Source organism: Chryseobacterium sp. BIGb0232 (assembly GCF_024810195.1).
In the GTDB taxonomy this organism is placed as follows: Bacteria; Bacteroidota; Bacteroidia; order Flavobacteriales; family Weeksellaceae; genus Chryseobacterium; species Chryseobacterium pennae.
Genome location: NZ_JANUEH010000007.1, coordinates 15,435 through 28,549 on the forward strand (window position 1 = coordinate 15,435; position 13,115 = coordinate 28,549).

General features: G+C 37.2%; 6 protein-coding genes. 3 read left to right on the top strand and 3 right to left on the bottom strand.

What is annotated here, in order from left to right; all coding sequences use genetic code 11:
- Positions 1-4: 4 nt before the first annotated feature.
- The 3 genes from M2372_RS15875 to M2372_RS15885 all read right to left on the bottom strand — a co-directional run bounded on the left by M2372_RS15875 (position 5) and on the right by M2372_RS15885 (position 6,202).
- Positions 5-3,163 (bottom strand): SusC/RagA family TonB-linked outer membrane protein, encoded by a 3,159-nt coding sequence (locus M2372_RS15875; RefSeq protein WP_123320971.1) that lies wholly within the window; start codon positions 3,161-3,163, stop codon positions 5-7.
- Between the two features lie 507 nt (positions 3,164-3,670).
- Entirely contained in the window at positions 3,671-5,275 is a 1,605-nt protein-coding gene (locus M2372_RS15880; RefSeq protein WP_123321003.1) for a hypothetical protein, read from the bottom strand.
- A 132-nt stretch (positions 5,276-5,407) separates the two neighbouring features.
- Positions 5,408-6,202, bottom strand: a complete 795-nt coding sequence (locus tag M2372_RS15885; RefSeq protein WP_123320970.1) for an SDR family oxidoreductase — start codon at positions 6,200-6,202, stop codon at positions 5,408-5,410.
- Positions 6,203-6,604: 402 nt separating this feature from the next.
- On the opposite strand from M2372_RS15885, the gene M2372_RS15890 reads away from it, so the two are divergent.
- From M2372_RS15890 to M2372_RS15900, 3 genes are all read left to right on the top strand, one after another.
- Positions 6,605-9,493: a SusC/RagA family TonB-linked outer membrane protein gene (locus tag M2372_RS15890; RefSeq protein WP_123320969.1), complete on the top strand. Its 2,889-nt coding sequence runs from the start codon at positions 6,605-6,607 to the stop codon at positions 9,491-9,493.
- Between the two features lie 26 nt (positions 9,494-9,519).
- Complete coding sequence (locus M2372_RS15895) at positions 9,520-11,028, top strand: RagB/SusD family nutrient uptake outer membrane protein (protein WP_123320968.1); 1,509 nt, start codon at positions 9,520-9,522, stop codon at positions 11,026-11,028.
- 142 nt (positions 11,029-11,170) lie between these two features.
- The gene (locus M2372_RS15900; protein WP_123320967.1) at positions 11,171-12,997 is read left to right on the top strand and encodes an alkaline phosphatase; all 1,827 of its coding nucleotides are present in this window, start codon (positions 11,171-11,173) and stop codon (positions 12,995-12,997) included.
- The last annotated feature ends 118 nt before the right edge of the window (positions 12,998-13,115 follow it).

The following is a 13,115-nucleotide window of genomic DNA, read 5'->3' on the forward strand; positions in this document are numbered from 1 at the left end:
TTAATTAAAACTTAAGATTAAATCCGATTCCGAACCATCTGCTGGAAGGATCCTGAATGTCATTCGTAATGTCATCTTTTCTGCCTGTTTTGATTTGGAAATCAGGATCAGAATAAAGATTTTTGGATTTTTTCCACATTGCAAGATTATAAGCAGAAATATTGGCGGTAAATCCTTTGATCATTCCTTTTGGATTAAGCAAAGAAGAGAAATCATATTCCAGAACTACTGATCTCAGCTTGATAAAAGTTCTGTCGAAAACATTTGCAAACTCTTTACTTTCATCCTGCGTAACCCTTGCCTGGTAAGGATAGTTCTGTGCCCAGTCCTGGAAACTGATAGGTTTGGTATGTGAAGTATAAAGACCTGTTTCCGGATTATAGTTTACCCCGTCCGGTACAAAATAATAAGTTCCCGGCTTAGCATATTCAAGATCTCTGTAGGCTACAGAATTCGGATGTTTTCCTCCCCACCACATTTTTTCGACCACCTGAGATCTCATAATACCGCCAATACTTCCATCAATTCCGATGTTCAAGGATAATTTTTTATACTTGAAGGTGTTGTTGAAACCAAAAGTCCAGTCCGGATTGAAGTGGCCCAGGTTACTTGGAGCATTAGCTCTGGTTGGCATTCCTGATTTAGCATCGAGAATTACATGTCCGTCCGGAGATTTCTGCCATGTATAATCATAATAGCTGTCCATTCTTTCTCCTAACTTGATATTGTTATAGTTAGGCATGTTATCATAAATAGAAGTCAGCTTTTGCTCATAAGTACTCCAGTTGATTAACGTCTTCCACATGAAATCCGAAGTCTTTATAGGAACCATTCCCAGGGAAATTTCGAATCCTTTTGTTGTGTATTCGTTACCATTCACATACTGAGAGCTGAAACCTGATGATTCAGCACTTGGGAACTCGAGAATATTATTGTAATCCAGAGTTCTGAAGTAAGTAGCATCTAAAGTAATCCTGTTTTTGAATAAACCGGCACTTAATCCCAATTCGTAAGACTTTGTCTGTTCAGGTTTTAAACTGTTTTCAATATTCAGGATGGTAGGATAAAGATAGGTTGGGTTACCGTTAAAACTGATCCCTTTATTATTCGCATAGTAATTTTTGATCGAGTAAGGCTGGAAATCATAGGCTACTTTTGCCCATGAAGCGGAAAGTTTCAGCATATTGACTGCTTCCGGCATTTTAACAAGATTGGAGATTACTGCACTGATGGATGCAGAAGGATAGAAGTAAGATCTGTTAGCCTTAGGCAGAGTAGAAGACCAGTCATTACGTCCGGAAAAGTTGATGAAGAAAGCATTGTATAATCCAATATCAATCGTAGAATAAACACTGTAGATCAGCTTTTCCTTCAGGTAAGTATATTTTTTAATTGCTCCGATGGAGTTTTCAAAGTTGTAGAGTTCCGGAACTTTTAAGCCATCAGTAGACGTTTCATTGTTATTGTTTTTGTAGTAAAATGTTGAACCTCCGGCATTGACTGTAAAGTCAAAATTCTCAGATATTTTTTTCTTGTAAGTTGCCAATACATCATAGTTCAGATTCCATGTTTTCAGATCTTTTACAATATATCCGCCACTTCTTGGGGCGCTGTAATTGAAATAAGAATAGGGGCTGAATATTTCGGTTTTGCTATGATTTTCAACCAGGGAAATTCTGCCTTTTACAGAGAAATCCTTTGTTGCCTTATATTCTAATCCTGTTTGGGCATTAATGATGCTGGTTCTGTTTTGATTTTTATAATATTCAGCTCCGAACCACGGATTGTTGTACCATGCATAATTCCAGTTAGCCTGTGCTACACCTTCTTTTCCCGGAACCCACATGTGATTCTTTAAAGCTCTGCCGTCTACGTCACCTCCCATCCAGATCAGGATAGTATACATGTGTCCGCTTGGGTTATATTCGTAATTGGGAACGTTAGGAGTGAAAGCCTGATTGTAGTTGAATTTTGTATCAAAGATGAGTTTATCTCCCAAGTGATTTTCAGATGAGAAATTGATTCCATATTTCTGCAGATAAGAATTAGGGACTCTGTCATCATAATTCATGAAGTTCCCCGAAAACCTATATACATCTTTATTATTTCTATAACTGATTGCAAAATTATTGTTATTGATAATAGATGGCTTTAAAAAAGTATCCAGGTTATCATGGAATTTCCAGTCGATTGGGACTCTTTCGTATCTTGCTTTATCATTATACTGAGTGTCGGTTACTGCACCATACCAGGGGATAATCTGGCCGGTTGTTTTATCTCTGATGGGGCTGTTCCATTGAGCAATCTGCAGGCCAGGGACGAATTTTGGTCCCCAGATCATATCTCCGTCATTAACGCCACCGTCAGCACCATCCCAGAATTCATATTTTCCATGAGAACCGTTTCCATATTCGGTCTGAGTTTTTGGAAGATTGGTAAAGCCTCCGGTAATCATTGTATTTTGAGAAAATTCTACTGAGAAACCTTTCTTCTTCGCATTTTTTGTAGTAATCAAAATGGCGCCGTATCTTCCTCTTGAACCATACAGAGCAGATGCTGTTGCCCCTTTCAGTACATTGATATTTTCAATATTATTAGGATCTAAATTCTGAAAAACTTCCTTTTCTACAATTACTCCATCAATTACAAATACCAGATTGGAATTCCCTCTCAATGTAAACTGAGGTGCCTGTTGCATTCCCGTAGGGTTGGAAACATTCAGACCAGCTACCTGTCCTGAAAATAAATTTCCAATGCTTGGAGTGGTAATTGTTTCAAACTGTTTAGTTCCAACCTCCTGTGTAGAATATCCGATCTTTTCTTTTTTCTTAGCGATTCCCAGAGCAGTAATAACTACCCCTTCAATCTGTTTTTCATTGGTTTTCCTTAAAACAACAGAATATTGTTTTTTTGAGGAAACTTCCATAGTATAAACCGGAAAATCGGGTGAAAAGAATTCAAGAATATCTTTAGGATTAGCAGAAATGGTAAAATTCCCATTTTCATCTGTTGTAGCGGTTTTTCCTGTGTTCTTATCGGTAATATTTACCCCTGAAACACTGCTGCCATTTTCAGATTTTACATTTCCGGAGATGCTAATTTCCTGAGCTGTAATATATAAGGGAAGTAAAAAAACAGCAAACGTAGCTAGAGTTTTCTTCATTTTTTTTGAAAGCAAATTTAGCAGTGCACTATTACCTGAATTTTACGGCCATATTAAAATAAAAATACGATTTATATATGTTTAAACAGAAATAATTAATAAAATGGTAAAATAAGAAGAGTCTGTCGTATAGCTGTTTTTGCTTTATTATTGGGGCTGGAAGCTGGGAGTCAGAGGCTGGGGGTTATTCACGTTTTCAAAATAACTGAAACACTTTCTATTAGCTTTTGGTAATGGAGGAATTTTTAAATTATAGTGCTGGAAGCTGGGAGTCAGAGGCTGGGGGTTATTCATGTTTTCAAAATAACTGAAACACTTTCTATTAGTTTTTGGTAATGGAGGAATTTTTAAATTATAGTGCTATAAGCTGGGAGTCAGAGGGTGTGACTTTTTTGAGCTCAGAAAATAATTGGAACATATTCCATTAGCTTTTTATCACAAAGCTGCTACTCAAAATAGTAACCTTACAGTCACTTCAAGCTTCCCGGATCCCGCTTCCATTCTCTGTTAAAATCTACTCAGAATTCCCCAGTGGATTTTTATATCATTGAATTTGAAAGGATTTCCAAACTCATTACCATTCGACAGCTGAAAGCTCATCAGCCCGATCGGGATGAAGAAATTAAAACCGAGTCCCACACTATAAAGCTTAGGCTTTACATTCAAAGATTTATTATTGAGCTGGCCATACTGTCCAAAGAGATCAAAGAAAGCCTGATTTCCTATGAGATACCGGTATTCTAAACTTCCGTAATAATAAAAATCGGCGGCAAGGGAATTTTCATTAAACCCCCGCATAGAATTCCATCCTCCGAAGCGGTAAAGTTCATTGGCAGAAAACTCTATCTTAGAATCCATCATGGCACCTTCCCCTTTGATATTGAGGAAGTGGTTTCCTGAAATATGGTAATTATGCTCACCGGAGAAATAGAACTGATTTTGGGCAGCCTTTATATTTCCTTTGGTATAGGTCGTTGTCAGATAATCATATCCGGCAGTGATCTTTGTTTTGTGAAGAAAAAGATCAATATCGGTAGGTTCAGTCATTTCAAACCAGATCCCGATCCCTTTTTTGTTGTAGTCTTTCCCTATGGCGTACAAAGAATCTATAACGGTAGAAGTTTCCAATGTTGCACGAAGACCAAGTTTATTACGGTTATTGATGTGGTAGTAAAAAGCAGGAAGGAATTTTACGTTGGCAAAGGTAGAATCCTGTCTGTAGATATTCACCTTTGTATTCATTCCGATATTAGATTTAAAAAGATAAGGAATGTCTACCTGAAGATCAAAAGTCTGCCCTTTATCAGGGTTTCTCTGCCAATACAGATTGATCGCCTCAAATCCATTGAACATATTTCTGAAATTCACATTCATCGTCCCGTTTAAAGTGAATTTTTCAGACTTATCATTTCCAAAACCGATCACCCCATCAAAGGTATTGGTCTTTTTCTTCTGCAAAAACAGATATATATTGGTAGAATCTTTGGTAAATAAGGTCTGAGGCTGCCGGTCAAGCATAACAAAAGGATGACTCTGAAAGCTTTTGTTGATAGCTAAGAGGTTTTTGTCATCATAGTTTTTGCCTTTGAATTCTTTTTCAAGATTTTTAATGAACCTTTGTGGAACCTTATCATACCCTTTTACAACAAATCCGTTGATCGTTCTTTTATCATTTTTATTGATATCAAGTTCTACAACCGGATATCCGTTTTTCTGTCCTTTGTATTTTGATTTGATCCTGCTGAAAGAATATCCCTCATCAATATAATTTTTATTGATGCTCTTCTTGGTGGAATCTAAATTTTTAGTAAAAAAATCTTTCTGAATTTTAAGTTTCTGAACAATAGAGTCGGAAAGATTTACATAGCTTTGATTAAAGTTTTTTCCTTTGTCAAAGAAAATTTCTGTACTGTCGCCTTTTATTTTTACCTCCTTCAGTTGGGTGAAAAAATAATTGTTTTGAGCCAGAGAGTCCAGAAATTTTACTGCAGACGTGGAATCCTTTACTTTTTTTCTGACCTTGGTTTCCGTATCGATCAGCCAATACTGTTTTTTCTGCGCTTGTATAAAAACGCAGAACAGAACAAAAAATATTTTTAAAAGTAACTTCAAATTGCCATTCTGAATATAAATTGAAGGCTTGTGAACATCGTTCAAAAGCGAATAAAGAACCGCATAAAAATACAAAAAGATTCTTCACCGCATTTCATTCCGTTCAGAATGACAATGCGTTCTATCAATCAACTAATTTTTATCCAGTTTATTATATTTCTTCATTAAATTCTCATAAACACCCTGCGGAAGAATCCATTTTAGCGGAACTCCGATTTTCTGCCCGAATTTACCAAAATAATAATGAGCTTTCCATTTATTCTTTCCTAAAAGTTTCTCAATATATTCTGCTACTTCCAATGGTTCAGTTCCTTCATCCACATGGGAGTTCATCAGAGCATAGACTTTATCAAAAACATTTTTATATGGCTGAGAAACCTGAGCAATCACTCTGTTTTCTGCAATATTAGTTTTAATATCACCCAAATGCAGAGAGCATACCTCAATATTCCAAGGGTAAACTTCGTATCTCATGGCTTCGGTTACTTTATCCAAAGCTGATTTTGAAGCGGAGTAAAATCCACGGAACGGCAGTCCCATTTCACTTCCGATGCTGGATACATTAATAATTTTTCCGAATTGGTGTTCACGCATCTTCGGAAGAACGGCACTCATCATCTGAACAGGGCCGGCAAGATTTAAGCTGAAAAGCTTTAGAATATCTTCTTTGGTAGAATCTTCTACAGCCCCTACCATGCCCATTCCTGCATTGTTGATGAGAACGTCTATTCTGGTTTCAGTTTTCAAAACTTCTGCCATGGCATTCTGTACAGCGGAATTATCAGTAACGTCCGTAGGGATAGATTTGAAGTATTGGCTTTCTGTATATTTTCGGCTCAAACCATATACGTTGTGCCCTTTTTTACCAAAGTATTCGGCCAAAGCAAATCCAATTCCTGAAGAGGTTCCTGTGATGATAATGGTCATTTAATTCGTATGATTTTTTATTGTTTCATTTTTCTTACCCATCAATCACTGTTTTTCGATTGTCTGTGAGTACGAAAATCTATTTTCAGCAAATGTAAAAAAAGAAAAGGGAAGTCTGTAATTTATTAATCCCGAATACTTCTGTAGGAAAGAGGTCAACCTGTTCTTTCGTCTGGGTCTGATGGGTTCTAAACTTAAGGTAAAGTTAATCTTAGCTATGTATAGAATATCAATAGAATAATTACTTTAATAGTTTATCGTATTGGAAATAAACAAGTTAATTTTTTGCTATAAAATCCAATATTCATGAGAAACTAAAATTTCTTAATAAAAACATAAGGAAATATTAATCTAACGGGAGGTAGGGCTGTTCTAATTTTGCATCTAATTAAAAAGGATGTCATGAATGTATTTAAAATCCCTGTCTCAGTAACATATTTAACGGGTAGGGTATTACTTATTGGTGCAATTTCAGCTTCACCGATGTTCCTCTCCCAAAAAAAAGACAGTTTAAAAGAAAAATCCATCGACGAGATTGTCGTTGTTGGATACGGAACACAGAAAAAAAGTAAGGTTTCCGGTGCTGTTTCGGAGGCTTCATTGGATAAGCTTACTTCCAGATCTCTGTCTGGAGTAGGTGAAGTTCTTCAGGGAAAAGCTCCCGGAGTAACTGTAGTGAACGAAGGTGGTGATCCTAATGGCTCCCCTAAAGTAAATATCCGTGGTCTGGGTGGGGTGAATGGTGAAACCCCTCTTTATGTTGTGGATGGAGTTGTTTTTAACGGAACTCCTGCTATTAATCCTAACGATATTCAGGATATTTCTGTGCTTAAGGATGCTTCTGCTGCTATTTACGGAGCGAGGTCTTCCGGAGGGGTGATCCTGATTACGACAAAAAGAGGAAAAAAAGGAATACTGACTGTGGATTTTGATGTTAAATATGGAATTAATCAGGCATGGAAATTAAGAGAATCCTTAAATGCTGCAGAGTTCCAGGATGTAATGCGTCAGGCATATGAGAATGCAGGAAAACTGAGCAGTCTTCCACTGGCCTTCAATGCTGAGAAATATGCTGATGGAGGTATTACTAGAACCAACTGGATGAAAGATATCTTCCGTACAGGAACCATCCAGGAATACAATGTAAATCTTAGCGGAGGAAGTGATAAATCCAAATTCTTCGTAGGAATGAACCATAGAAGTCTTGAAGGAATTTTATTGAACACTCAGGCAAAACGATATAACTTCAGGGTAAACTCTGAACACAAAGTAAAAGACTGGCTGACGATTGGAGAGAATATGTATTATAATTACTCTGACGGAAATACAGCCAACACAAAGAATGGATATACAGGAGCTTTGGTTGCTGCTATGTATTACCCACCTAACGTTCCGATATATACACCATCAGGAGCCTTTTCAGGATTACCCATTGATGTGGCAGGAGGATATGGAGATATGATTAACCCGGTTGCTTATCTTAAAAGAATCAGCATTCAGAATCCTACCCATGAGATATTGATTAATCCTTATATCGAAGTTGCGTTAGCTAAAGATTTGAAATTCCGATCCAACTTTGCTCAAACATTTAAAATAGGAAATGTGAAAGAATTTACTTCCAGAGTGTTGGAGGTAGGGAAGATCTTCGATACCAACAGTTTAGAATATCAGAACAACAATGTATCTACTTCTCTTGCTGAGCAGCTCCTTACTTATAAATTCACAACGGGTAAACATAGTTTTGACTTTCTTGCAGGTTTAACGTTCCAGAAAACAACAGAAGATGGGTTCCGGGCAAAAACTTTTGATTTCAGAAGTGAAGCGGAAGCCTTCCGATATCTTCAGAATGCTGCGGATACTTATAGAGAAGCAGAAAGTTACAAATACAGAAGTGCTTTAACTTCTTATCTGGCAAGGGTAAACTATGACTATGCCGGAAAATATATGATCAGTTTACTGGGAAGGAGAGATGGAACATCTTTAGTCTCTAAAGAAAAACATTTTGCAGACTATTATTCCATTTCAGGAGCATGGATGGTATCCAAAGAAAATTTCATGAAAGATATTGTATGGCTCTCCAACCTGAAATTAAGAGGAAGTCATGGTATTTTAGGAAACCTTGGCGGGGTTTCTTACCAGGCAGTAAATCCGCAGATGATTCGTGATAATAACATTATTTTCGGACAGGATCCAACACAGAATATTGCTTACTATGCGAAGACAAGGCCTAATCCGGATTTAAAATGGGGGAAATCAGAACAAACCAACTTTGGGGTAGATGCTTCCTTCTTCCGTAACAGGCTTTCTATGCAATTTGATTACTTCGTGAAGAATTCAACTGATCAAATCTTCAATGTGAACCTTCCGAGTACAGCAACCTATGTAGATCAGTATGTAAATGCAGGGTTGTTTCAGGATAAAGGATATGAAATAGGAATTAATTTTAATGGTAAAAATACCGGAGATTTTACCTATTCAATCGGAGCAACTCTTAGTCAACTAAAAAATACGGTGAAGCAGTTGGCCGATGTGGATGAGATTTTTGTCAACAGTAATAACGTACGTGGAGTTCTGAAGCCTACCCGTATAAAAGTGGGCGAATCTCTTTATTCTTATTATGGTTATAAGACCGATGGGATTTTCCAGAGCCAGGCAGAAATTAACAATTATAAAGATGCTAACGGTAATCTTATTCAGCCTAATGCGAAACCCGGAGATATTAAATTCCTGAAAAAAGAAGGCAATACAGGAGCATTGAATAATAATGATTTTGTAAACCTTGGAAATCCATATCCAAAATTCTCTTACGGATTCTCTTATAACATGACCTGGAAAAACTTTGACCTTAACTTATTCTTTCAGGGTGTTTATGGAAACAAAATCTTCAACGGATTGAAATTTATTTCATTAAACCCAGGAGGAACAGGGCAGAATTATAATATGGACAGAGATATCCTGAATGCATGGACGCCTCAGAATACCAATACCAATATTCCAAGAGTGGTGCAGGGTGACCCAAGCGGTAATTACTCCAAAGTATCAGATTTCTATGTAGAAGACGGTTCTTATTTGAGGCTTAAAAACCTTACAGTCGGATATTCATTACCACGTGAACTTTACAAAAAACTTGATGTGAATAAAATCAGAGTGTATGTTACCAGCAATAACCTGTTTACCATTACCAAATATACAGGTTTTGACCCTGAAGTGGGAATGGAAACGTATGGCGTAGATACCGGGAGATATCCTCAGGCCCGTTCATTTATTTTCGGACTGGAAGTCGGGTTTTAATCTAAAACAAATTTAAAAGTAAAAAAATGAAGATTTTCAATACAATCATTTTAATAACAGGGCTGTCAGCATCAGTATTGTCATGTACCAATGAACTGAACATAGAGCCGGAAGGTACTCCAACAGAAGCTAACTTCTGGAAAAGTGAAAATGACCTTATTACAGGAGCCAATGCCATGTATAAACCGCTTTCTGACAGTGAATTCTATGGAAGAGGTTTTTTCTGGTTTATCAATGCCAGTGACGATATGGTAACAGGAAGATCGAAGAGTGAGGCAGATAATGTGAAGAATTTTAGCAGCAACTATATCGCAGCAGGAGATCTGGAGACTCAATGGAATAAAAGATATACAGTGATAGGGGTTGCTAACCGTGTGATCCGTAATGTGAATAATATTCAGGCTTCACAGGCCGTGAAAAACAAATATTTGGGAGAAGCATTGTTTATGAGCAGCAGAATGTATTTTGAACTTGCCTACAGTTATGGAAATGAAAAAGCAGGTATTCCTATCATAGACCGTACAAAAGAGCCGGATCCTAATCCAATTCCAAGAACTGCCAATGTAATGGAAAACTACAATTACATTGTAAATGACCTGAAAAAAGCAGCAGAAATATTGCCTAGCCAGGAAGAACTTCCAGCTAAAGATTATGGAAGACCCCATAAAGCAGCAGCTTGGGCATTGTTGGCTAAAGTATATCTGTTTATGAAAGATTGGAAGAATGCAGAATATTGGGCAAATGAAGTAATGACCAAAGGAAACAGAAATTTACTGAATAATTTTGGAGATGTTTTTAAAGCTGAAAATAATTACAGTTCAGAATATATCTGGTCAGTACCAAGTACTACTAAATTTAATGGAGTAGGAAGTATCCTTCCGGGAGTAATGTTAGAAAACAAAGGTTGGGGAAAATATAACGGCTGGGGATACTTCCAGCCCACAAAAGAACTGTATGATGAATATGAAACAGGGGATCTTAGAAGAAGTGTAACCATCCTTAAAGAAGGAGATCAGTTTACTTTTGATGGGGCAGTAAGAACATATGCCAGCTCAAACTCCCTTACAAAATGCCAGTTCAATAAATATATGGATGCTTTCAAATATCCATTTAAAGATGGGCACGTAAATGCCAACGGAGATTATCCTTGTACAGATCTTTCTGTTCCCATTATGCGTTATGCTGAGGTAATCCTTATTAAAGCAGAAGCATTACTGATGCAAAATAAACCTGCAGATCAGGAAATCAATATGATCAGAAAACGTGCTGGTCTTACCTCAAAAAGTGGCTGTACTATGGCTGATCTGAAACACGAAAGACGTTGCGAGCTTGCTGGTGAATGGGCAGACAGACACAGAGACCTTGTGCGTTGGGGAGATGCACAGGCAACCTATGCTAAACCACTTCATGGTATGGATGGAAAAGAAGCTTGGGCAGCCAGAAACTTTAATCCGGCAGTTCATAATGTTTGGGCGGTACCACAGGTTGAGATTGTCAACAGCCACGGTATTATTAAACAAAATGAAGGTTGGTAAAATTTTAATCTTATATATCAGTCACGATATCATTGCAGGAACTCTGTGATGATATCGTGTTTTAAAAGGAAATATAGAATAACGATGTTAATGATATGAGTGATATTCTATTTTAACCTACAAAAACCATAAAAATTTACGAATGAAACTATCAAAAATATTGGGTTTGCTGGCCCTGGCAGTTTTCTCTGAAAGCCAGGCGCAGAATTATTTGAATTATAATGTAGGAAATGCCCATTCTCACAATGATTATATGCAGGAGATTCCTTTTTGGCAGGCATATTATGCCAACTTCGGTTCTATTGAAGCAGATGTTTTTCTGGTGAAAGACAAGCTTTGGGTGGCCCATACAGAAAAAGAACTTTCTGCAGACAGAACGCTGGAAAATTTATATCTGGATAATATTTCAAAACAGATCAAACTAAATAAAGGGACCATTTATCCGGATGCGAATAAAAAATTACAATTGCTGATCGATATTAAACAGGATTATAAAACGACTCTGGCTGCATTGATTAATACATTGAAAAAATATCCGGAAATTACTGGAAATTCCGGAGTGAAAATAGTGATCACAGGAGGGAGACCTAAGCCTGTAGATTTTAAAAATTATCCAAATTATCTTTATTTTGATGGTGATCTGGATAGAACATATTCTGGAGACCAATTAAATAGAATCGGCATGTTCAGTGCAGATCTACCCGGGCTTGTAAAATGGAATGGAAAAGGAATTCCGAGGGATGAAGAAATGGAAAAGATCAGAAAAGCTGTAGACAAAGCACATACCCAGCAAAAGCCGATGCGGTTCTATGGTGCTCCGGATTTCCCTAATGCCTGGGTGAATCTGATGGATATGGGAGTGGATTATATCAATACCGATCATATTCCGGATCTTAAAAAATTTATGAACGGCATTCCGAAGAATTATTATAAAAATACGAAGGAATATGCAACTTATACACCCACTTATAGAACAGACGGAATCAGTAAAAAGGTAAAAAATGTAATCCTTTTGATTCCGGACGGAACTTCCTTACCACAATATTATGCTGCGTTTACTGCCAATAAAGGAAAACTGAATGTTTTTAATATGAAAGCTACAGGTTTGTCTAAAACCAATTCATCCAATGCCTACGTTACCGATTCTGCACCGGGATCTACAGCATTTGCTACGGGTGTAAAGACTAAAAATACATTTGTTGGGGTTGATGCTATGGGAAAAGCGCTGGCTCAGATTCCTGATATTATTGCTTCTAAAGGACTAGTATCCGGATTGATCTCTACAGGGGATGTAACTGATGCAACTCCAGCAGATTTCTATGCCCATTCTGACAACAGAAACAGTTCAGAACCTATTCTGAAAGACTTTGCTACCTCCAAAGCCAAAATTCTGATTGGCGGCCCTACGAGCGGATTGACACAGGAAACGGAACAGAAACTTAAAGAGGCAAAAGTAGACCTGTATCATAACCTTAAATCGGCCGGAAAAATAAATAATAAAACCCTGATTATTGATCCTCTGGCTTCACAAAGAATCACCAACGGAAGAGGAAACTGGCTGGCTGAGGCTTTTGATCTGACCTTAAATGATCTGAAGAATAATAAAAAAGGATTCTTTATGATGGTGGAAGCTTCCCAAACCGATGGCGGTGGACACAGCAATAATATAGAACAACTTGTCACCGAATTGCTGGATTTTGACCATGTGGTAGGAAAAGCAATGAAGTTTGCAGATGAAAATAAAGAAACATTGGTTATTGTGGTAGGAGATCATGAAACCGGTGGCCTAACCCTTCTGGACGGAAGCCTGAAAGATGGTTGGATATTCGGAAACTTCAGTACCAACGACCATACCTCTATTCCTTCAAGTGTTTTTGCCTATGGCCCGAATTCTAAAGAGTTTACAGGACTGTTTGAAAATACAGAAATTTTCAACAAGATCATGGCCGCATACGGAATTGAAAAATAACTGAACTTATTCAATGTATACTTTTAATAGAAATGTAGTCTTTAACAGCTAAAGACTGCATTTTTTATTTGTTGTAAATGTTGCTTCATTGAATACCCATAAAATAAAAATCCTTGTA